Annotated in this window: 21 protein-coding genes and 1 tRNA gene; 10 read left to right on the plus strand and 12 right to left on the minus strand. The window is 46.8% G+C overall.

The features are described from left to right. Positions 1-54: 54 nt before the first annotated feature. The 3 genes from HZ996_03185 to HZ996_03195 all read left to right on the plus strand — a co-directional run bounded on the left by HZ996_03185 (position 55) and on the right by HZ996_03195 (position 2,471). The gene (locus HZ996_03185) at positions 55-345 is read left to right on the plus strand and encodes a helix-turn-helix domain-containing protein (protein ID QTN38181.1); all 291 of its coding nucleotides are present in this window, start codon (positions 55-57) and stop codon (positions 343-345) included. Then, complete coding sequence (locus HZ996_03190) at positions 338-1,777, plus strand: hypothetical protein (protein ID QTN38182.1); 1,440 nt, start codon at positions 338-340, stop codon at positions 1,775-1,777. The genes HZ996_03185 and HZ996_03190 overlap by 8 nt, the downstream gene beginning before the upstream one ends. A 448-nt stretch (positions 1,778-2,225) precedes the next feature. After that, positions 2,226-2,471 carry a hypothetical protein gene (locus HZ996_03195; GenBank protein ID QTN38183.1) on the plus strand — a complete coding sequence of 82 codons (246 nt, stop codon included), beginning with the start codon at positions 2,226-2,228 and terminating at the stop codon, positions 2,469-2,471. A gap of 29 nt (positions 2,472-2,500) precedes the next feature. Here the strand turns inward: HZ996_03195 and HZ996_03200 are convergent, their stop codons facing one another. From HZ996_03200 to HZ996_03245, 10 genes are all read right to left on the minus strand, one after another. Continuing rightward, entirely contained in the window at positions 2,501-2,893 is a 393-nt protein-coding gene (locus tag HZ996_03200) for an NUDIX domain-containing protein (GenBank protein ID QTN38184.1), read from the minus strand. After that, complete coding sequence (locus HZ996_03205) at positions 2,880-3,848, minus strand: DUF3427 domain-containing protein (GenBank protein ID QTN38185.1); 969 nt, start codon at positions 3,846-3,848, stop codon at positions 2,880-2,882. The genes HZ996_03200 and HZ996_03205 overlap by 14 nt, the downstream gene beginning before the upstream one ends. Continuing rightward, on the minus strand, positions 3,817-4,797 hold the full coding sequence (locus HZ996_03210) for an HNH endonuclease (protein ID QTN38186.1): 981 nt from the start codon (positions 4,795-4,797) through the stop codon (positions 3,817-3,819). Before HZ996_03210 ends, HZ996_03205 begins: the two co-directional genes overlap by 32 nt. After that, a complete protein-coding gene (locus tag HZ996_03215; protein QTN38187.1) occupies positions 4,794-5,138 on the minus strand; it encodes a nucleotide pyrophosphohydrolase in 345 nt (114 codons plus the stop codon). Before HZ996_03215 ends, HZ996_03210 begins: the two co-directional genes overlap by 4 nt. 182 nt (positions 5,139-5,320) lie before the next feature. Continuing rightward, positions 5,321-6,061, minus strand: a complete 741-nt coding sequence (locus tag HZ996_03220; protein ID QTN38188.1) for a competence protein — start codon at positions 6,059-6,061, stop codon at positions 5,321-5,323. A 626-nt stretch (positions 6,062-6,687) separates the two neighbouring features. Beyond that, positions 6,688-7,539 (minus strand): hypothetical protein, encoded by an 852-nt coding sequence (locus HZ996_03225; GenBank protein QTN38189.1) that lies wholly within the window; start codon positions 7,537-7,539, stop codon positions 6,688-6,690. Between the two features lie 144 nt (positions 7,540-7,683). After that, positions 7,684-7,754, minus strand: a tRNA-Cys gene (locus HZ996_03230). A gap of 68 nt (positions 7,755-7,822) precedes the next feature. Further along, the gene (locus tag HZ996_03235; GenBank protein ID QTN38190.1) at positions 7,823-9,457 is read right to left on the minus strand and encodes a T9SS type A sorting domain-containing protein; all 1,635 of its coding nucleotides are present in this window, start codon (positions 9,455-9,457) and stop codon (positions 7,823-7,825) included. Between the two features lie 10 nt (positions 9,458-9,467). Then, complete coding sequence (folB, locus tag HZ996_03240; GenBank protein QTN38191.1) at positions 9,468-9,830, minus strand: dihydroneopterin aldolase; 363 nt, start codon at positions 9,828-9,830, stop codon at positions 9,468-9,470. Beyond that, positions 9,830-11,347, minus strand: a complete 1,518-nt coding sequence (locus HZ996_03245; GenBank protein ID QTN38192.1) for a glutamate--tRNA ligase — start codon at positions 11,345-11,347, stop codon at positions 9,830-9,832. Before HZ996_03245 ends, folB begins: the two co-directional genes overlap by 1 nt. Positions 11,348-11,438: 91 nt before the next feature. Between HZ996_03245 and HZ996_03250 the strand changes: the two genes are divergently transcribed. From HZ996_03250 to HZ996_03280, 7 genes are all read left to right on the plus strand, one after another. Next, positions 11,439-14,774 (plus strand): DUF4175 domain-containing protein, encoded by a 3,336-nt coding sequence (locus HZ996_03250; protein QTN38193.1) that lies wholly within the window; start codon positions 11,439-11,441, stop codon positions 14,772-14,774. Beyond that, positions 14,774-15,196: an rRNA maturation RNase YbeY gene (gene ybeY, locus HZ996_03255; protein QTN38194.1), complete on the plus strand. Its 423-nt coding sequence runs from the start codon at positions 14,774-14,776 to the stop codon at positions 15,194-15,196. The genes HZ996_03250 and ybeY overlap by 1 nt, the downstream gene beginning before the upstream one ends. A 120-nt stretch (positions 15,197-15,316) precedes the next feature. Next, on the plus strand, positions 15,317-17,185 hold the full coding sequence (mnmG, locus tag HZ996_03260; protein ID QTN38195.1) for a tRNA uridine-5-carboxymethylaminomethyl(34) synthesis enzyme MnmG: 1,869 nt from the start codon (positions 15,317-15,319) through the stop codon (positions 17,183-17,185). Between the two features lie 21 nt (positions 17,186-17,206). Continuing rightward, complete coding sequence (locus HZ996_03265) at positions 17,207-18,091, plus strand: class I SAM-dependent methyltransferase (GenBank protein ID QTN38196.1); 885 nt, start codon at positions 17,207-17,209, stop codon at positions 18,089-18,091. Positions 18,092-18,279: 188 nt separating this feature from the next. Continuing rightward, positions 18,280-20,589, plus strand: a complete 2,310-nt coding sequence (locus HZ996_03270; GenBank protein ID QTN38197.1) for a T9SS type A sorting domain-containing protein — start codon at positions 18,280-18,282, stop codon at positions 20,587-20,589. A 1-nt stretch (position 20,590) separates the two neighbouring features. Beyond that, positions 20,591-21,310 (plus strand): DNA repair protein RecO, encoded by a 720-nt coding sequence (recO, locus tag HZ996_03275; GenBank protein ID QTN38198.1) that lies wholly within the window; start codon positions 20,591-20,593, stop codon positions 21,308-21,310. 110 nt (positions 21,311-21,420) lie between these two features. Continuing rightward, complete coding sequence (locus HZ996_03280) at positions 21,421-21,576, plus strand: hypothetical protein (protein ID QTN38199.1); 156 nt, start codon at positions 21,421-21,423, stop codon at positions 21,574-21,576. A gap of 18 nt (positions 21,577-21,594) precedes the next feature. Here HZ996_03280 and HZ996_03285 read toward each other — a convergent pair whose 3' ends face one another. Both HZ996_03285 and HZ996_03290 read right to left on the minus strand, forming a co-directional pair. After that, complete coding sequence (locus HZ996_03285; GenBank protein QTN38200.1) at positions 21,595-22,581, minus strand: DUF4837 family protein; 987 nt, start codon at positions 22,579-22,581, stop codon at positions 21,595-21,597. Further along, positions 22,578-24,119: a LysM peptidoglycan-binding domain-containing protein gene (locus HZ996_03290; protein ID QTN38201.1), complete on the minus strand. Its 1,542-nt coding sequence runs from the start codon at positions 24,117-24,119 to the stop codon at positions 22,578-22,580. The genes HZ996_03285 and HZ996_03290 overlap by 4 nt, the downstream gene beginning before the upstream one ends. Between the last annotated feature and the right edge of the window lie 21 nt (positions 24,120-24,140).

Raw genomic sequence — 24,140 nt, forward strand, 5'->3', positions numbered from 1 at the left:
GGAAGGAGAGTAATCTGCTCGAGTTTTGCCTTATAACCAATAACTGTAAGCAAAATGAGCAACCAAGTAACACTTGTACAACTTGACCCTGAAGCCTTTAAAAAAGAGGTTCTTGCGGGCTTCCGTAAAGAGGTTGAAACGCTACGTAAAGAGTTTCAGCCAAAAGAGCCTCAAGTTTTCCTTACTCGAAATGAGGTCGCGGAATTATTCAAGATCAACCTTTCAACCGTTCATCATTGGACCAAGTCAGGCCGTCTGATGGCCTACGGAATTGGGGGCCGGGTATACTATAAACGGAAGGAGGTAGAGGCCCTAGCATTACCATTAAAGGTAAACAATGATTGATTTCGTAAAGCTCGAAATTACTGGATCACGGCGAGATCGCATACCAGAACGCCTTAATATGGGAGGTATTATTGCGACGGATGGTGACGGTCTAGTAATTTCGGAGAAGCTATATCTAGAGGAAAACGGACTCGAGATCATTGTTTCACCTAGCGGGCGAACCATTCTAAAGGGAAGTGTCCACAAATACGGACATGACGGAGTTAATTATTCGGATCTGCGGATTGGCGAGGCCGAGGCAATATTGTGCTCGATAGCTAACTGGTTGGGGGTGAAACTTTCCGATATGCGCATTATCCAAGCCGAGATTGGCTTGAATATTGAACCTCCTGCCGAGTCGAAGAGAATTGTGAGAAACCTTCTGTTCCACAAGACAAAGCTCCCAAGACGTTACGAAAGTGGCAAAAAGGAAACCCGTCCTATCGAGTCAAAAGAATTCCAGTACAGCCACTTCTCCGTAAAAGCCTATGATAAAGGGGCTCAATACCGAAGGGAATACAATATAAATAATGAAATCTTCCGACATGAAATACGGTTCGAGTATTCTGAACTAAAGAAGTATGGAATCGAACATACTGAGGACCTCATCGAAGCCTTGAGCTTGAATAATTGCTCCCTGCCCAAACTGACAAATTATTTGATTTCTCAATGGGACCACTATCTTTTTTACGACTGGACAGTGCTTAATATGGTGCCTGGAGCCGAGAGATACGCTTCGATAGACTTTTGGTCCGAATTAGGGCGGGACAACCGTGTTTACCACAAAACCCGACTAAATCAAACAATACGGCAAACTGAAAACAATCTAAAAGACTCAATCCGTCGGTTACTTGACGCAAAAGCAAGAGAATTATCACGCCCAATTTCAACGTTTGAAGTATTTGGATTAAATCAGTCCGATACTACGCAAACTGAAGCTTTAGGTAAACCTTCTTTTTGCGTAGTACACCCTGACCTGTACTGTCCTGTTACAGGTGTCAAAATTTCCATGCAAGTTCAAGGGACGATTCTGCTCACTGTATTTGGCCTTGAGTGGTACGAAAAAAACGAGCCTGAAATTTTCAAGAAGATTGCTGATCATCTAGAAAATATTGATCCGCTTAAAATCAATATTAAGAGGGCTAGAACTGTCATGTCCATGGAGATTAGGATTAGAAGGTATTTTAAAAAAACTGGTGCTAGAAGACTCTTTTGTTCATTAACCGGTTTACCCAGACCTCCAAGAGAGCACTATTGGACGGACTACAGTGAAGACGTCTTATCCAGGATGGACCTTAAATGGTACAAAGAGCACGACCCCGAAACCTTCCAAGAATTAATAAGGGTCTTTCCAGCTCGCAACCTACTAAGTGACCCGGCGTGTCCAAGGAGGATCCATGAAGCAATGAAACGAAGAAAGAAGTCGCTTTTATCATCACGAAAAACTAGATAAACAACCATATGAGCCCGCCAAAAGGAAACAGTAACGCCGAAAAATACTCTCTTGAATACGCACGGTCGATTTCAAAAAAAGCCCTTGATATATGTGGCCCAGACTGCTACTACCTTTCTCAAATAGCCGAAGAATGCGGCGTCTACAGACAACTGTTTAACTACTTATTGAAGAAGTTCGAATACGACGACGAAGTATTTTTAAATCTTAAAAGATTAAAAAATAGGTGTGAGGCAATCATCCTTCAAGAGACCGAAAGCGGTCGTTTAAATCAACGCGTTGGGATATTCTTGCTCAAGTCTGCCCACGGTTTTCGAACAGCCTCTAATTATCCTAAATCAACTCACAATGATCAACTTTCAGTGAAATGAAGTTTTGTTTTTTCCGCTATAAAAAGAAAGCCCCGGCGGTCCTATCCCCTAGAAAGCAACTTAAAAATGTCTTGAAAATGAGTAGCTCATCACCACGAATTTCGAAAACGAGTCTTCGCGATTTAGGATTTAAAAAAATCAATGAGACTGACTATAAATCACCCGTTGGTGATTACTACTACGATACATACCTCAAAGGAGTATATATAAACGGCATGAATGGCGAGCCTCAATTCATTTTGGATCGGGATATTTCCGATTTATTTGACCTGATACACGTTCTCGAAGTCTTGAACGGGACTAATCTAGATCTACGCTTTTGAAACGGTTCTAGCCATTATCGAGACCGTATTCATAGTATTTCATCAAAAGAATTGACAAACTTTTGATCTCCCTTTGTGAATGAATAAAGTGGAAACTTACTAGGTTCCACCCAAATAGCGTTAACGTGTTCTTGAAGCCGCATGGAGCCTGGTCTTGAGCAATAGCAAAGAATGAATTTTAATTGGTAGATGAATTCTCCGACTTGGACTTCGTCACTAAATACTTCTTGTCTTCCGCGAACAGATAATCCCAACTCCTCGAACACTTCCCTCTCAGCAGTTTTCAGAAGCTGTTCATTTTGCCTTCTTTTCCCGCCAGGAAACTCCCATTTTCCTCTATCTCTTCCATCTCCCTTTTGACAAATAAGAACCCTTGACCATTCGTCTTGGATGACAGCGCAGGCGACGTCAATTCTTATCATAAAACCTCCTTCTATGCTTTTCAAGATATGGTCTCGCCTTAGAAGGTACTTTTATTTTAATGTCCGAATGAACTCCTAATGCCTTTAAGTCTTCTTGTTCCGTTTTATCCGATAAAAGAATCTGACCTTCATTGCTAAATGATATTAAGTGACTGTCGAATAAGGCGTCAATATTAGGAGATAGAAGAATGCCATTGTTCACATCTAGGCGTTCGTTTTCCGTACTTTCTGACCAAGGCACAATGTGCGAAGCGATTAAAAGCCTTATATCTCCACATCCTGTGACCGGACATTTGCCATCCCAGGAGTCTATTACTTGCTGACGGAAGTACCCTTGACCAACTCTTGAAGTAACTAGTCCTTTCCTTTCCGTAGTATTTGGCTTTGTATACCTTTTAACACGAGCTACGGATATCCTATTTGATTTATCGATCTGAGTTTTTGAAAGTTTGTTAGCTTTTTCTGGCCTCCAAAGATAAATCCTCATTAGTGCCTTTGATTCCGGCGTCTCTACGTAGTCAATACTTCGAAAAACCATATGAACCGGTCTAGATGTGCCTTTTTCATACTCTATGAACTCTAGTTCTCCACAATATATAAATGGTTGAGTTTTGCTTTTGACCCGCCTTCTTTCTCTAGCAAAAAGATAGACTCGTCTTTGCCTGGAAAATATCTCCTTGATTAATGGAGTTTCTGGATGTTGAGTAGTTTGAGAATCCCAATGAAAAAACTCACCCTGGAAAAAGTCATCAAAATGAAACCTCTCTTCCTTCCCTTCCTTTTCCAAGTCGACAAAAAGAAAGGTGTTCTTCGTTCCCGGAAGAGTATATATTCCCTCTCGAACTAAGGCGATATTTGGTTCCGAAAAGATCTGGGCTAAGTCTTTTTTAGAGTAGCCCGATCCAAGTATAACTCCGTTCATCCTATCCATTCCGTTTTCGCCTATGAAATTCATAATGCCATTTGAAATACCGCCTTGTTTCGTTTTTGAAATAACTACACTCGTTACCGGCCAACGCTTCTATTTCGGATTTAAGTTCTGGTGAAGAAATAGATGGGTAAAAAGCCTTAAATACTCCTGAGTCGTCCACAACTAGATATCCTTTTTCGAACAACTCATCACATCCAAACTTGCACATTGGAAAAACAACATTCGAATCAAGCTTCTCTTCCTGAGAACACTCAGATCGCTTCTTAATATGCGCAGTAACTAAAAAAGAAATTGGATACTCTTTGGAGCAGCAAGCGCATATGCTAACGGTCGATTTACCAAAGAGTATCTTCTTCAAGAAAGACTGTTCCCTTCTACGCTTAGAAATGATCTCGGCTTCGCTAGTTTCAAGAGATTCTAGCTTCATTATTAGAGCTCTATACTCGTCCTCTGAAATTTCATCAGAAAACACCTCGCTTTGAAGACTATAGTGTTCCACAAAAGGATTACTGCGTTCAGCAGCTAGGACATTAAAAGCTTGAACAACATAGTTTTCCTTATAGCCTACCAGTTTGTTAAAAGAAGCATAAGAAATTCGTATACGCTCTAATTCTTCAAGAAAATACATGTATTCCCAGGTTGCACCATCTGGCAAGCTTCCCCAAAAACTCTTTGCTGCATCTTGATTCCTGGTCTTTGCGACAACTGTCGCGCTAGCAAAAAAGAACTTGTTCTTAGCAAAGAGTACCTTGTCTCCTATTGATATTTTTCTCCATTTCGAGGGGTTATTGCCTTTGGGTGTAACTCCCCAAAACATAGCCGATCCGCTAGGATATATTCTTTCCAAACCCTCCATTAAGTCAGAATCAAAAAAGGAATTGAATCCCTTCAATGGAACCCTGTTCTCGACAGTTTTGAGAAAGTGGGCTAAAGAATCTGAGTTCGCACAAGGCTGGAGTACGATGTTGCTCATCGTTTATTATACTTTGTCGCATTTCCTTTTGACAAAGACACGGGATATTTTTGGGCATTCAATTTAATCTTGTCTTTGGCAGCTTCTAAAAGGTCAACTTCTAGTTTATCCGATAAGCGAATTAGGTAAAGAAAAATGTCCGCAATCTCTTGCTTGCAGTGATCGTAGTCTTTTGGACTTATTCTCTCTTTTAATGATTCCTCTTCGGTTAGCCACTGAAATATTTCAACAAGCTCTCCAGTCTCTGCTGAAAGTGCCATTACAAGATTTTTTGGATTATGATATTTGTCCCATTCTCTATCAAGAGCGAACTTTCTCAGTTCAATAATAAGTTCTTCCATCTATCAAAATCTATTTAAATCAGCCTGCATTGTAGTAATAGCTGAAATTAAGGAATTCTGGTTCTCTCAATATCTCCTTTCTGAATTGAGTAAACATGACAATACCTTCCTAAAGGTAAAGCGCTAGTGTACAGGATATTAGGGTCAATCGAGCCGGGCCAACGTGTTGTTGATGCGCAGCACTATAGGCCCTTTGTAAAAGTTCGCCACTGCTCCCTAAGGACCTCTAGTTGATTCATAAACCTGAGGTACCTATGTTCCCATTCGCCATTAATAACCGCTTTGATAAAAGCATTTCGCGAAAACTCGGCGACAACGAAATATCTCCCTATAAAGCCAGGGAACAAGCAATAGAGGAATTTTCTCGGATCAGAATGATCTTCCAAGTCTCTTTGACCTAGAAAATCAAAGATTACGGGAACTTTTGATTGAGTCCAAGATTCTGGAAAAGCTTCCGAACAAAAGTCTACTCTAAACACGTGAGGCCTTCCTAGGTTAATGAATTCTTCCCTGGCCTTGAGAAACTTCGGGTAGTCCCTCTTAAGCCGAGTCCCATCTATCACCCATATCATATTATTGTAGAATTCTTCCCTTGCTATTCTTTCTTCTTCCTCAATCCTAGAGTGTTGAAACTCTAAGATTAGCCCTTTACTAGTTGCCACATCTGCTCGGGAATATCCTTTTTCCGAATTCTCTTTAAACGTAACCTCCTGCCATTCCGAAGGGAATAGATCCTTCCACATCCTATGCCAAGCAGTCTCGTTTTCTTTTGAAGAGTCACATGCTCGATGAACAAGATGAGCCCAATGCCATATTCTTTGTTTGCCACAACGGGCAACTACCTCCATACTACAAACAGGACATGTCGCCTTTAGCCCTTTTATAGCCTCAACTCTCTTACCGTCGGCAATTGCATACTTCATCTCGTAAAGGTGAAATAGTTTATTCACCCATGTTACTCGTCTTCTGTATCTGAAGGGAAGTAGTGCCTAAATACCTGAAAAACTGTACCCCCCATTAAGACCTCGATTGCGCCGTATACTATTTGTTTACCCAGGGAGTCTTCATGGATCAAATTGTACAAAACGATAAAGAAAGCAACGATTGCAGCAAGCACCAAAACTCCTTTCAAAAACAGATTCCAAAGCAAGACATATACTTTGGCTTGATCTTCTGTTATTCTATTGTTTTTGTTTGAGGCTTGTGTCACTTCTTATTCTTTCTAAAACGATAGAATTCCCGAATACGAAGCTGATTTCGGTTGAACGAATAGACGTCACGTTCTAAATGAAGACATATATCACAATCTAATCTTTCGGGAATATCTCCCTCTTTTTTGAAATGATCTATCATTCTCCCACAACTTGGGCACTCGACTCCTACACGTTTATCAAAATACCCTTCTCTAACTGCCATCTCGCAAACCAGTTTAGCTAGTCTAGTCGGCCAGTTAAAGAAGCTACGCACGTTTTCAACATATATCCTCTCTGGATCTGTTCTTAGAATAAGCTCTCTCTTACTCTGAATAACCTCTCCCAAAAAAGAAGATTCAATTAGATTGAAGAATCGATAGAATGACATTGGTTATTTGATTAGCAGTTTTTGGATACAAGATGAAGGATACTTTTCCATTTGATGGATCAACTGTGAAATGATCGGGCATCTCATCATCATCAACAAGATACTTAAATATCATTTTGTCTAATGGCCTGGTAACCATGCTAGCGTAATCAGCAGGGTATTGTTCTTTAAAAGTAAAGCCCTCGTCCATTGCTTCTGTAGCCATAGAACGGTCTTTCTTCCATTTTGCATACCGAGAATCAATAATATCGCGATTCCATAAGTCTTTGACTCCTCTGTTAATATCGGTTACAATAGGTGTCCCAAAAGCACCAAGTACTCTTTGTATAATTTCCGTTTCTTCTAAATCTTTTTCAACATGAACGACTTCGGTATTCCCCTGAAAATATTTGCGGAGACTTCGCTCCAAAATTGTCATAAAAACAATCATTTGATCGCCTACTAAGTGGATTCGAAATGGTTGACGAAAAACAATATTATGACGGCCAAATGGTTGAATTGTTGTCGCTGTATAAGTGACTTCAGCATAACCTGTAATCCTCCTAACCCCATCATTCTCACGATCTGAAAATATCGTGAACGGGATATTCCGAGAATCCACTTGCCTCCATCTTGTCTGTCGAACACTAAAGATATGACAATGCGTCTTTGTCCATTCTAAGTTGCTTAACACATTGGCTAAAACTACTGCGTTGGCGTTATTCCTAACTACTTGGTTCAGGACTGCAGTGGCAGCCCCCGTTTCATCGAAGACGTCCTTAACTACTTTAATTGGCAATACACTTAGCAGTCTTTTAAGAATGTCGTCTTCAGTGTTCATATGGACAAGTTAGGTGGTTATATACCGTAAAAGTAATTAATCCTAAAGGATATATAATGACGAGTTTGTTGTGCAAATATTGCGCACAAAAAAAGCCCAACAACGCTATATTCAACATTGTCAGGCTTTTACTAAAAGAAACTGAGGTCCCGACCGGATTCGAACCGGTGTACGAGCTTTTGCAGAGCTCTGCCTAGCCGCTCGGCCACAGGACCATCGAGGGCGTCAAAAATACGATAACTTTCTAAAGCGGCAAGGGCCGCAGTTGAAGGATTTTCAGTGCCTACGGCACGATAAACCTCTGCGTGCTCACCGATCCATCCACAGTCACTTGAACAAAATATGTTCCGGGTGCCCATCCCGCTACCTCAACCGAATAGTTCGATTGAAGTGAGGCGTCCACCCAAACCACCTGCCCAAGGGCATTGCTAATGGTCACTTGTTCCGCCGCCGCGGGAAGTTCCATTAGGATTCTCTCCGCTGCCGGATTGGGGTACATTCGCCAGCTGCGATCGCTTTCATCAATCGATGCCGCCTGACAGGGAGGATAGGTCCCGGCCAAAGTCATAAAGCCCGTTCCGTCCGGGTCCAGCCAAGGAGCTAAGCGCCGATTGGCGGCCGAACCATCACTGGCCCAAGCCGTAGAGAACTTACCGTAGAAGTCGATTTCATTGAGGTCGCTGCAACCAGAGAATCCGCCAGAAAGCACACCGAATACCTTACCGCTCGGAGACAAGAGTGGGGATCCAGAGGAACCACCCTCCGTGGTCCCATGTCCGTTGGCCGTTGACGCCCAATTCGTGATCCAATGTCTATTGGGGGTTGTGGACCCAGGCCAAGAGCCGTTGACAGGGGTACCGGCGAAGGTGCTGACCTTCATTAAATCTCCCGAAGGATGATGAATACAAACTCCGCCATTCGATGCTCCCGATCGCGACCACCCTGCATAATAGGGAGAATATGATTGGGGAACATCGTTCAGTAATTCTACGAGCAGAAAGTCACTCCCGCTGGAAATGTCCCCGACGCCTGTACTCGACCGCAGTAAGCAACCCACCATACTTCTGAGGTCCAAACCAATGTCGCTTCCCGGATCTGGGCATGATGGGGCTGCGTAATCGAAGTAAAACGTCCACTGGTTGAAGTCAGAGGTCGATGTATTTTCAGCACAGTGATCCGCTGAAAGAATATAGGGCGTACACCCTGCTCCAGTCGTGTTCATGAGCGTCCCCGAGCAAAACCCAAAGAAAGGGCCCGACTTGGTGATGATCATGACGATTGCATCTTTGACGTCTCCATAATTACTTCCTTCGGAGCAATTGGCATTAACCTGACAAGGACCTGCGTCTCCATAATCTCGAGTGCTCTTGGCCTCAAAACCCCGAAAATAGCACCCGATGCCTTCAATTTCTATTTCGGGAAGAGTTGCCTGGCTTGCTGGAGCCCAATACTCCAAAATGATTGATTCTCCGCGTATCGGAGCAATGGCCCATCCATCGTTCCGATTGTTGTCCGCCGTGAATGCGCCTCGCGATATTTTTAGGTCTGCGGAGTAAGCGTAGAGCTCTCCTCCGGGTGGGAGCACTAATCGTTCGAAAAGCAGGGATACGGCCTGCGCTCCTTGCACCTGAATTTCTGTGGTCCAATGGCGCTGACCTCGTGTGTCTCGGTACCAATGGCCCGAGTTTTGGGTGTTCGCGCGATAAGGCAATTCTCTTCCGATTCGGTACGGGCCGTTTTGTTGGTCGAGGCGCTCGGCATCGGCCCGTAGGGCCACGACATCTACCGTATCAATGAAGACTTTTGGGGTATTCCAGTTTTCAGGGTGACCCCATGACCTTGGAGTCCGGTGCTGTTCCACCTGGGCCATTAGAAGACCAGGAAGGGCAATTAGAATGAGGAGGAGCCGTACGTTCATACGGCCTAAGTTAACTTTTTTGTGCGCCTTTTAGGGTGACGGCAACGCTTTCGACATTTCCCATAATCGGCGGATTCATCTTGGTCACGCTGACCTCCACGGAATCCGCTAGCGGTAACTGACGCAAAAGCTCGTCCACAATTCGCTGAGCTACGACTTCAATGAGCTTGGCTCGAATAGCCATTTGCTCCTTGACAATGCGGTTGACCTGAACATAGTCGACGGTGTGCTCCAAATCGTCGGAATTAGCCGCTCTTTCCAGGTCAGCGTGTACGCGAACATCGATCCGGTAGTCCGTTCCGATAATCGCTTCTTCGTCCATGCAGCCGTGGTAGCCGTAAAGCTTGATGTTGGTAACGTCGATGATGCCCATTAGGCTAGTTTTTCGAGGGCCGTGTCCAAGCGCTTCAAGCTCTCTTCTTTACCGAGAATGGCGGCAATATCGGGTAAGCTTGGTCCCATTCCTTTCCCGGTCAGGGCCAATCGGAATCCAGGTCCTACTTTACCAAAACCTAGGCCGCGCTCTTCCATGAATCCCTGGAAAGCCGTGTCAACATTCTCAGAGGTAAAGTCCTCAATGCCTTCGAGCAAATCACGAAGGGCCTTGACGATTTCAGGAGTGTCTTCCTTCCAGCGCTTCAAGGCTTTTGGGTCGTATTCACTGGGCTCTTCGAAGAAGTAACGCCCATCGCTCAGCATTTCATGCACGAACGTGGCACGTTCCTTCATGACGCTGGCCACTTGGGCGCAAAACTCTGCGCTTCGATCAAAACCGGCCGCCGCAGCCTGTGGCTGAAGCATCTCGCCGAGTTCTGCATCGCTAAAGGCGCGCAAGTACTGCTGATTGAACCAACGTGTTTTGTCTGGGTCAAATCGTGCACCAGCTTTGTTGACGCGTTCAAGGGAAAAGCGCTCGATCAACTCATCCATGCTGAAGATCTCTTCATTGGTGCCTGGGTTCCAGCCCAGGAAGGCCAGCATATTGATGAAGGCCTCTGGGAAATACCCCTGCTCGCGGTATCCTGAACTCGATTCTCCTTCCTCCGGATTCCACTGAAGAGGGAACACGGGAAATCCGAGGCGGTCTCCGTCTCGCTTGCTCAATTTTCCGTTTCCGTCTGGCTTCAATATGAGCGGTAAGTGCGCAAACTGGGGCATGTCCCATCCCATGTAGCGGTACAACAAGACGTGTAGTGGAGCGCTCGGTAACCACTCTTCACCGCGGATGACATGACTCACCTGCATCAAGTGATCGTCCACAATGTTGGCTAGGTGGTAGGTCGGCATTCCATCCGATTTGAAGAGCACCTTGTCGTCGAGATTGTTCGTATTCACGCTCACCCATCCTCGGATAATGTCTTCAAACTTCACCTCCTCATTTCGAGGCATCTTAATGCGGATCACATAGGGTTCACCGGCTTCAATCCTCTTCGCAACCTCGCCGTGAGGAAGTGTCAAAGAGTTTTGCATGTGCTCTCTGGTGATGTGATTGTACTGCGGGCTCGGTACACCTGCCGCTTTCATGCGCTCGCGCATGGCGTTCAGATCATCCGGCGTATCGAAGGCGTAGTAGGCATGACCCGACTCAATGAGCTGATCCGCATACTGACGGTACATGGGCTTTCGCTCGGATTGACGGTAGGGTCCATTGGGGCCGTCTGCAGAAATTCCTTCATCGATTTCCATCCCGCACCACTTCAGGCTTTCGACAATGTAGTCCTCCGCTCCGGGCACAAAACGTGTTTGGTCCGTATCCTCCAATCGAAGGATAAAGGTTCCGCCGTGTTTACGGGCAAATAAGTAGTTGTACAAAGCCGTTCGAACTCCTCCCATGTGGAGTGGTCCGGTCGGGCTTGGGGCAAAACGAACGCGAATCGCTTGATTTTCCATGGATTACCGAGCTTTTTGGGCGGGCAAAGTTAGTGTTTTAAAACCGTATATTTCACGCACCAAAGCGGGTGATTTGGAGTTATAAGAAGACATGGACACGTACGATCTACTCATCAAAAAACTGGATGCGTTCATTCGCAAGTATTACCACAACCTTCTGGTCCGTGGAGCCATCTACAGTGGAGCCCTGATTGGGTCTACCTTTTTAGCCGTTGTCCTGCTCGCCTACTTTGGCAAATGGGATACCGCCACCAGAGCCGTTTTGTTTTGGCTTTTCGTGGTTTCAGCTGCGCTTATCTTAGGCCGCTTCATCGTTTACCCGTTGTTGCAGCTCTTCAGCATTGGTGAGCGCATCAGCCACGATCGTGCGGCGCGAATCATCGGGAAGCATTTTCCCGAAGTCGACGACAAGCTGATCAACGTTCTTCAGCTGCATCGTGAATCGGGCGGAGGTAGTGCTTTAATCTTGGCTTCCATTGCGCAGAAGAGTGCACGATTGGAGCCGGTTCCTTTCACTAAAGCCATTGATCTCCGGAAGAATCGCAAATATCTACGCTACTTGATTGCGCCTGCTGCCGTGGTGGCGGTTTTGTGGATTTCCGGACAATCGAAAGTGCTTACACAGGGCTCTCAGCAGGTAATCAACTACAACAAGGATTTTGTCCCTGAGGCGCCTTTTCAGTTTCAGGTCGACGTGGAGGACTTAAGCGTCTTGAGGAATCGAGACTACGACCTTGAAGTGGTCATCGTTGGGGCCGAGCTTCCTGACAAGGTCTATCTCGAGCGCAACGGCAATCGCTTTCGTCTGGCTGAAGTAGGTCCGAACACGTATCGGTACACCTTCCAGAATGTCCAAAAAGACGTTGATTTCCGGCTTGAAGCCGCAGGGTTTGCTTCGGGATCCTACACGCTGAAAGCCTTGCCCGATCCTGCACTCTTGGGGTTTGAGGTTTCGCTTGTCTATCCCGCCTATACAGGCCGATCAGCGGAAACCTTGAAGAATTCCGGCGACCTAGTGGTTCCTGCGGGTACAGAAGCTCGTTGGAATTTCACCACGCGGAACACCGAAGATATTCGCCTATTCTTCGCTGACACTTCTCTATCTGCAGAACGTTTGGCTGAGGACAAATACAGCTATGAGCGACGCTTATTACAAGACTTAAGGTACGGACTCACTACGGCCAATGAATTTGTAGAAGGAGCGGATACCGTAAGCTACTACATCAAAGTGACTCCGGACGCTTATCCCGTTTTGAACGTGGAGGAGCAGGCGGACAGCGCGAATGATCGTTTGTTGTACTTCAGAGGTTTGGGGAAGGACGATTATGGGTTCAGTCGTCTGACTTTTCAATACCGCGTATTGAAGGAAGAAGGCCCACTTCCTGTTCAAGTGGAAGCCCTCGAAGTTCCTCGTTCTTCTACGGTTCACAGTTTCTTCCACAGCTTTGATATCGGCCCGCTAGGGCTAGAGCCCGGGGATCAAGTAGAGTATTTCTTTCAATTGAGCGATAACGATGGGGTGAGTGGCCCTAAGTCCGTTCGTTCTCAGACCCAAATGTACCAGGCTCCAACGCTGGAAGAGCTCAAGGCGCAAGATGAGGCGACCAAGGAAGAAGTCAAGGATAAACTGGAGGAGAGCATTGATTTGGCCAAGGATATTCAGAAGGACTTGGACGAGCTTCAAGAGCGCATGCTCGACAAAAAGAAACTGGATTTTAGCGACAAACAACGCCTTCAAAACCTGCTCGACAAACAGAAAAAGTTGGAGCAGAACATGGAGGAAATGAACAAGGAAAACGAGCGCAACAATCGGGAGCAGAAGGAGTACCGAGAGCAGGAGGAACGCATTCGCCAGAAACAGGAGCAGTTGGATAAAATGTTCAACGAGATCATGTCCGACGAGATGAAAGAGCTCATGGAGGAGATCGAGAAATTGATGGAAGAGCTCGACAAAGATGAGCTACAAAAACAAATCGAAGAGTTGAAGCTGAGCAACGAGGACCTGGAAAAAGAACTCGATCGAAACCTAGAGTTGTTCAAGCAATTGGAATTTGAGCAACAGCTTCAGGACAATATCGACAAGCTCGATGAATTAAAGCAAAAGCAAGAAGAACTTCAGGAAAAGACTGAGGATGGTTCTATGTCCGATGAAGAGCTAAAGGAAGAGCAGGAAAAGCTCAAAGAGGAGTTCGAGGAATTTCAGAAAGACATGGACGAGCTGGAGAAGAAGAACGAGGAGCTCGAGTTTAAGAATGAAATGCCGGATACCGAAGATCTCGAAAAGGAGATCGAACAGGAAATGCAGCAAAGTGCTGAAAAGCTAGAGCAAGGGGAGAAAAAAGAGTCCTCGAAAAAGCAAAAGAAGGCCCAGGAGAAGATGGACGAAATGAGCGACTCTCTGAACAACATGATGCAAAGCATGGGTCAAGAGCAGCAAATGGAAGACATGGAGGCGCTTCGCCAACTCTTGGACAATTTGGTCCGCCTGAGTTTTGAGCAGGAAGAACTGTTGGAGACCACTGTGGAGCTCAACCGAAACGATCCGAAATTCGTCGATGTACTGCGAGAGCAAAACCGCTTGAAGGAAGACTCTAAAATGATTGAGGACTCTTTGTTTGCCTTGAGCAAGCGAGTAATTCAAATTGAAAGTGCGATCAATAAAGGCATGGGTGAGGTCAATCGCAATATGGACCTCGCCTTGGCAGACCTAGCTGAACGTCGTACGCAGCAGGCCTCTTCACGTCAACAATTTGTAATGACCGCCACCAATGATTTGGCCCTTCTTCTCAGCGAAGTTCTCAATCAAATGCAGAACTCCATGGCCTCTATGATGAAGGGATCACAGAGTTGCGAAAAGCCGAATAACGGGTCTCCAAGCATGTCTGAAATGATGAAGCAGCAGCAAAAGCTGGCGGAGCAGATGAAGCAGATGAAGGGGCAGATGGAACAAGGTCAAAAACCCGGAGACAAAAAGGGTCAAGGACAAGGGCAAAAGATGAGCAAGGGTCTGGCCCAAATGGCAGCTCAACAAGAGGCTCTTCGCCAACAGCTTCGAAAGCTTTCTGACGAAATGGGCGAGGACGGTGAAAATGGACAAGGGCCAGGTGGCCTTCAAGACGCCATGGAAAAAATGGAAGAAACGGAGCGCGACCTTGTCAACCGACAGATTACGGAAGAGACCATTCGCCGGCAAGAAGAAATCTTGACCCGATTACTAGAGGCGGAAAAAGCCGAACGTGAGCGTGAATATGACAATAAGCGCGAATCGAAAGAGGCGCTTCAGACACCCGAACGAAATCCAAATGCCTTCCTAGAGTATCAAAAACTTAAAGAAGAGCAGGCGGAAATGTTGAAGACGGTACCCCCTCAACTAGCTCCATTCTACCGTAATTTGGTTAACGAATACTTTAACGGGATCGAGAACTAATGGCCATTTACTATCAAAGTCAGAACGATTTTCAATTGAGTCCAGACGACGAGAAAAGACGTGGGGATTGGATCGTTTCGGTCATTGAAGAGGCGGAAAATCACTGTGGGGAAATCACCTACATCTTTTGTTCCGACGAGCAGTTGTTAGAAATCAATCAACAATACCTGAAACACGACACCTACACGGACATCATCACCTTTGATTACAGTCAAGACGATTTAATCAGCGGGGACATTTTCATTTCAACAGATCGGGTGCGGGAGAACGCAGAAGCCTTCGACGTATCTTTTGATATGGAGCTTTCTCGGGTAATGGTCCATGGGGTACTTCACCTCCTGGGGCATTCTGATCACAGCGAAGAGGAAAAGAAAGCGATGCGCGCAGAGGAGGACCGACACTTGGCTGTTTTTCACGGTTGAACCAAGTCTTTTCTTCAGCGTTGTACAGCTTTGCCCTTTTTCTTATTTTTGCAGCTAATTTTTTGAGGCACAACTAGTTAAGCCAAAGTACCTTGGTTGTTCCACGTGAAACATTGACACATGTTTGCTAAAGAATACGATGTTATAGTAGTAGGCGCAGGGCATGCCGGCTCAGAGGCAGCGGCAGCTGCTGCAAACCTGGGCTCCTCTACCCTACTGATCACCATGAACCTTCAGACCATTGGGCAGATGAGCTGCAACCCCGCCATGGGCGGGATCGCCAAAGGGCAAATCGTTCGTGAAATCGATGCTTTGGGAGGCTACAGCGGGATCATCTCTGATGAAACAGCCATTCAATTCCGAATGCTCAACCGCTCTAAGGGTCCAGCTATGTGGAGTCCTCGCGTTCAGAGCGACCGAATGAGATTTGCGGAAAAATGGCGCCTCATGCTGGAGCAAACGCCTAATCTTGATTTCTTTCAGGATATGGTGACCGGCATCATCGTCGAAGGAGATCGAGTGGTTGGTGTTCGCACAGGCCTAGGGCTGGAGGCTCGTGCCAAAAGTGTGGTCCTGACCAATGGGACCTTCCTCAATGGGCTCATCCACATCGGAGAAAAGAACTTTGGTGGAGGGCGCGCTGGGGAGCGTGCTGCTACAGGATTAACCGAAGATTTGATCAAATTGGGCTTTGATCATGGGCGTATGAAAACGGGGACTCCCCCACGGGTCGATGGTCGTTCTCTGGACTACTCCAAGATGACTGAACAAGCCGGTGATGAAGCTCCTCAAAAGTTCAGTTTTACGGATACCCAGCCGCTCCAAACGCAGCGGTCCTGCTGGATTACCTATACCAGCGAAGAAGTTCATGATGTATTGAAGACGGGCTTCGACCGTTCTCCTATGTTCAACGGCCGCATTCAAAGTATCGGGCCGCGTTATTGCCCTTCCATAGAAGACAAAATTGATCGATTCGCAGATAAGAATCAGCACCAAATATTTGTTGAGCCAGAAGGTTGGGATACAGTTGAAATCTATGTCAATGGTTTCAGCACCTCTCTTCCTGAAGAGGTCCAATACGAAGCCCTGCGCAAAGTAAAAGGCTTCGAGAACGTCAAGATTTTTCGTCCCGGATACGCGATTGAATACGACTACTTTCCCCCCACTCAATTGAGCCATTCCCTGGAGACCAAGTTGGTCGAAGGTCTGTTTTTTGCAGGACAAATCAATGGTACAACGGGGTATGAAGAAGCCGCAAGCCAGGGTCTGATGGCAGGTATTAATGCCCATCGAAAGGTACATGGTTTATCGTCCTTTACCCTGAAAAGATCGGATGCCTACATAGGTGTGCTTATTGATGATTTAATCACAAAGGGCACAGATGAACCGTACAGAATGTTCACTTCACGAGCGGAGTATCGGATTCTCCTCCGTCAAGACAATGCGGATCTTCGACTTACGCCAATCGCATACGACATGGGCCTTGCTTCGGAAGAACGTATGGAGCGCGTACGAGAAAAGAGGGCAAATACATCAGAATTGAAGAAGTTTTTGGAAGCTACAAGCGTAGAGCCCTCTGAGGTTAATCCAATTCTTGAGTCTCTTGAAACGGCTCCCATCGACCAGAAAAGGAAACTAGACACGCTACTGTCTCGCCCTCAAGTCCACATCAACGATTTGGCTCAGGTGGAATCGTTAAAGTCCTATATCAGTGAGCGAGGAATTGAAGAAGAAGACTTAGAACAGTGTGAGATTCAATTGAAGTACCACGGATACATAGAAAGAGAACGAGAGAATGCTGAAAAGCTTCATCGATTAGAGGATATTTCCATTCCCATCGACTTCAACTTCTCAAAACTTCAAGCGATAAGTTTGGAAGCTCGCGAAAAATTGAACGAAATTCGTCCTGCGAACATCGCTCAGGCCAGCCGAATAAGTGGTGTCAACCCCGCTGATATCAATGTGCTCTTAGTGCATATGGGGCGATAATGTTTCACGTGGAACACTCTCATGAAAAAATTTGATTCTTGTCCGGTTACCGGTACGACTTTGCACCCTTTTATTACCTGTGAGGACTACACGGTTTCCCACAATGCGTTCTCCGTAATGAGCAACGAAGACGGCGGAATTTTGGTGACCAACCCCCGGCCAGAACTTGAAGATCTAGGTCGCTACTATGAGTCTGAAGAATACATTTCGCATACAGATTCCGCCCAGACTTTAATGGATCGTGTTTATCAGTGGGTACGATCGTATTCGCTTAAAAAGAAGCGAAATCTGGTTGAGCAACTCACCACCCAGCGCACGCTTTTGGATATAGGCTGTGGAACAGGTGACTTCCTTAAGGAACTTCAAAACAATCATTGGAGCGTTCAGGGAATGGAGCCCAATGACGCCGCCAGAGAAAAAGCCGAATCAAAGCTTGGCATTACCCTCTCCCAAGACCAGTCGCTGATCTCTTTTGAAGATGGCTCAATGGACGTGGTCACCATGTGGCACGTACTCGAACATGTCCCTGATCCTGTAGACACGGTTGCCCATCTTCATCGAATCTTGCGACCTGGAGGTATTGCGGTGATTGCCGTTCCAAACTTCAAATCCAAAGACGCAGAAATTTACGGGCCTCATTGGGCTGCCTATGACGTACCTCGCCATCTTTTCCATTTTGCTCAAAATGGAATGAAAGGACTTTTCGAAGGTCGCGGCTTCTCGTTCAAAAAAACGGAGCCAATGATTTTTGACGCCTACTACGTGAGTCTACTTAGTGAAAAATACAAATCCGGAGCCGCTCGTCCGATTCATGCATTTATCAATGGCCTGCGCTCGAATCTTGCAGCGCGAAGGAACAATGAATGGAGTAGTTTGATCTACATATTCCAAAAACCCTCAAACTAGCCTGTTTTATCCGTTCTAAGCCGCTTTAAGCCAATTCTGGACTCACATGTCTCGGGGCGGCCGAAACTTCTGGAGAGCCGCGCTTATCAGTTCAGTTGCAAATTGCTGATTTTCTGTTCGTTAGGCCTTAAAAAGAGTGTTCAAACTAAAATTATCATTTCTCCGTTGATTTAGACGAACTTTGATCCATGCGCCAACTACTCACCGGCATACTTTTTCTCTATGCGCTCTCGTCCATTGCTCAACCCGATATTGCATTGGGGAGTTGGGGAAACGAACTTCCATATAACAAAGTCATAGACATTGTTGTCCGTCCTGATGAAGTGGTCGTCGCTGCAGAAAATGGTCTCTTCTATTACGGACGTCAATTCCGAAACCTTGAACGAGAAAGTAAAATCGACGGTTTAAGCGGTGTGGTCATAACTGCGATGACCGAACACGCAGAATCTGGGACACTCGTTGTTGCCTATGACAATCAAATCATCGACGTGATTCAAGGTGAACAACAGAGCACCTATTTCGATATTCAACGTTTCACCATTTCTGGTGGAAAAACCATCAATGATATCCTTCCCGTCGGAGATCGCATGTTTTTCAGCTGCGACTTTGGAGTCGTGGAATTCAATATTCAGACCCGAGAGTTTGACGGCCCTTATTTCATTGGTGATGCCGGAACACAAGTAGTTGTAAACGAAATGAGTACCGATGGTCAATTTCTTTTTGCCGCGACAGAAGATGGTCTGTATACAGCGGACCTCAATGACCCTAATTTGAGAGATTTTAACGCATGGTCATTGGACCAAGTGCTCGGCGGGCCTATAAACACCCTAGCCTATTTTGACGGCGGCTTGTACGTCAACAAACCCGGCGAAGTATTCAACACCGATACCATTTACAGCAACAAAAGCGGCGGGTGGATTCCTTTTACGGACTTGGCCTTTTGGCGTCGAAACAGCTTGGCCGCAGATGACGACTACTTGATGGAGTGCACCACCTTTGGTTTTACCGCTTTGGACAAGAACTTTGAAAAAGCAGCGGGCGCCACACAAGGAGGCGTTGATTATCCCTTCTACATAACCACCATTGTACAAGGAGACCCTGAATTTGGTGAATTCTTTCTAGGGACTCGAGAGTCAGGTCTCGTTCGACACTGGAACGGGTTTCTCAATCCCAATTACTTTCCGGAAGGGCCTCAAGTGAGAGAAGTCTTTGACGTCGTTTCACGTGGAGACGAAGTTTGGGTTGCTCCCGGCGGGGTGGACGGTTCATTCTTGAATCTCTTCAATTCGAAACCTATTCAAATCAAACGAGAAGGAGAGTGGATTCCGAGTGACCAAAGCATCCAAGACTCTGCATTCGACATGATCGAAATTGCGTTCGACCCCATAGATCAAAACGTTATCTGGGGTGCTTCATACAGTCGAGGTTTGATGCGCTGGAATGCGGATGGCACCTTACACAGTCGCTACGACTACACGAATTCCATCCTTGAAGAAAAAAATGGCCAAGCCGGTTTTACCAATATTGGCGGTCTAGATTTTGACAGTCAAAGCCGTCTTTGGATGACCAACTCCAGCACAGAAAACCCGTTGGTGGTTCGTACCCGAAATAATGAGTGGTTCAACTACGGTCTGGGGGGATTAGCTCCTTCAACGCTACCGATTAAAAGCGTTATGGTGGACAATTCCGATCAGGTTTGGGTTCAGCTTCGAAACGATGGAATTGTCGTATTCAACCACAACAATACGTTGGCCAATCCAAACGACGATCAGCAACGTAAACTGGGAACGGCTACAGGTCAAGGCGCGCTTTCGTCTCGTTCCGTCTTAAGTATGGCCACGGATAAGAATGGGGCTGTTTGGGTTGGAACCAACCAAGGAGTTGTCACCTTCTTTTCACCAGAGCGCATCTTTACTGGACAAAACTTCGACGCACAACATGTCTTGATTGAGCAAAACGGATCCCTTTCCAAACTTCTGGAAAATGAAGCGGTGACCTCCATTGCCATCGATGGTGGAAATCGAAAGTGGTTCGGAACGGCAAGGAGCGGAGTATTCGTGATGTCTCCTGACGGAACGGAAGAGCTCTTGCATTTTACCGAAGAGAACTCTCCCCTTTTCAGCAACTCTATTCAGGCTATTGGCATCAACCCTGATCACGGTGAGGTCTATATAAGTACGGATAGAGGAATGATCTCATACCGAGGTGGGGCCACAGAAGGTCAGGATACTTTCGGAGATGTTATGGCCTTTCCCAATCCCGTCAAACCGGGTTTTTCCGGAGATATCGCGATTCGAGGTCTAGCGGAAAACGCCAATGTCAAGATTACGGACATTTCTGGCAATCTCGTCTTTGAAACCACCGCCCTAGGTGGACAAGCCTTATGGAACGGACAGTCGTTTAGCGGGCGTGATGTTGCTACCGGCGTGTACTTAGTCTTTTTGACCAATGATGACGGCAGTGAAACGGCTGTGACGAAGATTATGATTGTCCGCTAAGATGTTGGTCAAAACTCCGGCTCTGGTCCTTCACCATTTTCCTTACGGGGAGCGAAGCACCATTGTTCGGATGTATACCAAGGACTTTGGCCTTCAGTCCTACCTGATTCCCTCTCCTCGTAGTAAGAAAAGCCCGATTTCCATGGGCCACCTACTCCCATTGCAAGAACTCGGTCTGGTTGCCTACCATCATCGAGAAGAGCGCTTAGAGCGCATCAAAGAGGTGCAAAGGGTCAACAAAATTGAAACTGCGCATGAGCACCCAGTGAAGACGGCCATTGCCCAATTCATGGCAGAGGTTGTTTTACGCGTTTGCAAGGATCAGGAGCCGCACCCAGAACTCTATGCGTTTATTTCCGCATCTGTTGGCCTTCTCGATTTACCTACCAACGAGCTGGGGAACCTTCCCTTATTCTTTGCACTTCGACTCACTGAATACCTAGGCTATTATCCTCACGGAATGGCCAATGGTAAAGTCTTCGATCTCCGAGAAGGCGTCTTTCAAGATCACCGCCCATCACACCCCGACTTTGCAGATTCACAAGGCGTCGCCGCCGTCGGTGCACTTTTAAATAAATCCTGGGAAGAGGCTCAAGCCGTTCAGATGAGTTCAGACCTTCGATATCAAGGTCTTCAAGTTCTTGAATTGTACCATCGAAATCACTTGAATGAGCAAATACAATTCAAGAGCTTGGAAATTCTCCACGTGCTTCTTTCCTAGGCTATTAGGCCCCGATTCGATTTGTTTTTCGTACCTTTGGAGGTGATGAATGAGTGCGCGTCACCTTGCACGAAAACATTGCTATGTCCAACAACCCTAAAAACAACTATATGTTAATCCAAACATTCGAGGGAGTAGTCCTGCTCGAGGATCCGCACAAAGAAGTGCGCATTGCCGTGCAAGCGACCGACCGAGATACCGCGAAAAAAGTGGTGGAAAGCCAGTACCGCGGAAACCTGCTCGGTTGGAAAGAAGAATTGTCGTAAGGGTTTTACGGCCGCTCCTTAGTCATTTTGAACAAAGCGTAAGGACTGAATGATGGCCTCGAGTTCCATCACGTAATTCCTTTTATCCTTACCTGGCGCATAGACGAACCCATCTACTACAACGGTGCGGTTTCGGTCCTCGTCCCATATGGTGTAATTCACAAATGGGCCACCCATAAAGTCATTTTCCATTTTCCAAAGGCCGCGGGTTTCCATGGCAAATCGACCCTGTGTTTCGGTGGCCCGAACAACTGGGGCGTACAACTGCTCCACACGCATGTACGTGCCTTCGACTTCCCCTTCGACCCGTAGGGTCATCGAATCACGCGCGGCAACAATGGCCTGTTCCATGCCCAGGTCGGGCAACGGATCGCCGATGTAAATCAAGATTCCTTGGGTTACTTCGCGCTTATCCCGGAAGAACCAAATAAAGTCGTCTTCCATCATGTTCAATCGGAAGTCGTTCGGGACGGTGATTTCCAAGCCCATCGCCCGCAATTCGTTGTAGGCATCATTGGTTTTGACCAAGCGATGAGCCCGGTCAAGACGCTTGATCTCCGCATTCGTAAACTGGTTGGCGGCATCGGCACCCTTCTCCTTGAGAAGCTTCGCGAATTCCATGGGGCTCGGCGCTTCAATGGCCATAACGAGCTGATCCGTGGCAAAACGATTGTATTCAAAGCCAAGGCCGGCAGAATCTTCCTCAACCAGAACGAGGTTTCGGTGGGTCTTGAAGAGCTTATTGTAAGCCGATGGCGGGATTTGAACAACCGTAAATCGGGTTTCTCTTTGCGGCAATCCCGGGTATTCAGAACCGAAGTAGTGTCGGAAGGCTGCTCCGGCAGTGTCCTGCCACCAGCTCTCCGGCATCACAACCACCAATTCGCCGAGTTTACCGGTCGATGTCGGCTTCACCCCTCCACTTCTTCGTTTACCGTCTTTTTCGGGCTTACAGGCGCTTAAAATGAATAGCGCGGATAGGAGGAGGAATGCGGCTTTCTTCATGAGGAGGTGTTGATCTTGAGTTTCATACCAGGCTTCAAATTTCGTGCCGAGCTAATGTTGTTCCACTTCTTGATCTCATCCGGGCTTACCCCTTCGTATTTCTTGGCGATATCCCAGAGCGTATCGCCCCGCTGAACAGTGTAGTAGATTTCTTTCGCCTGCGGTACTGGAGCAGCCTCTGCGGCAGCTCCCGCCTCTTTTGACGCAGCCTCTTCCGCCTCCGCTTTTTTCTCCTCAAGAGCCTCCTTGGTCATTCCCGTGATTTCCTTCTCAGGAACCCCGCTGATGCGCGCAATAGACTCTACATTCCGGACGTAAACAGTGAGTCGCTGACCCACCCGAATGTTGGTACCTTTCATGTTATTCCAACGCTGAATATCACGAACCGAACAACCGTACTTGATGGCGATTTTGCCGAGGTAATCCCCTGACTTGACCCGATAGCGCACCCGATCATTCATCTCCACATACTTTGGCAAGCTAAGGCCCGGCATCGCCGCCTCGGCATAGCGATAAAGGCTGTCCTCATGCGTGACGAATAGACCTACTTTCTCACGAGGAAGAGTCACCGTGTAACTCTTTCCTTTTATGATGGGCACGATGTTGAGCTTGTATTGGGGGTTCAGCAATTCCAAGTCCCCTACAGGTACCTGAACCAATAGGCTTAACTGGTCAAAAGTCATCAGACGTTTGAGTACAATGGTGTCCACATCGTAGCGGCTAACACTCACTTCCTGAGCGTAAATCTCATGCTCCTCTGCATAATTCATGATGTAGTTCGCCGCGATAAAAGCGGGGACATACCCCCGGGTCTCCCGAGGGAGCCATGGGCGAATCTCCCAATAGGTACGTTTGCCTCCTGATCGGCGAATGGCCTTACTCACATTACCCGGGCCTGAATTATACGCGGCCAAGACGAGGTTCCAATCCCCGAAACTCTCGTAGAGCTTCATCATGAAGCGGGCCGCGGCATCCGTACTGGCCATCGGATCACTGCGCTCATCCACATAACTACTGACTTCAAGGCCGTAAATCTTTCCCGTACTGTACATGAACTGCCACAGTCCGGTGGCTCCCACGCGGGACTTGGCTCGAGGGTTCAATGCGCTCTCCACAATGGCCAAATACTTCAACTCCAAAGGCATGTTGTACTTGTCCAAGACCTCTTCAAACAAGGGGAAGTAGAGTTGACCCAAGCCCATCATGCGCGACACCTGTTGACGGCGGTTGTTCGCGTAAACATTGATGAAGCGAGCCACGTGCTCGTTGTAGTCGAGCTCCAGGGGAGTCTGCTCATCCAACAGAGTCAAGCGGTACTGAATGACGCTGTCGCTCACCTCGGGGCCAGCTCCGATGACGTTGGGGTCCTCTACGGTGCTGTCCGGCCCAGCCAGAAAGTAATCCGCGAATAGAAGACTGTCCAATTGAATCAAGAACGGATCATCCGCCAAGCCCTTAACCGTGTCCGTGTCCGTTGTGGGTGCCGCCACCAATGAAGCACCAAGGAGCATTGCCCCTAAAAAGAGTTTTCCTTTCATACCACTAAGTAAACGTTCCTT

Source organism: Cryomorphaceae bacterium (genome assembly GCA_017798125.1).
Classification (GTDB): Bacteria; Bacteroidota; Bacteroidia; order Flavobacteriales; family ECT2AJA-044; genus ECT2AJA-044.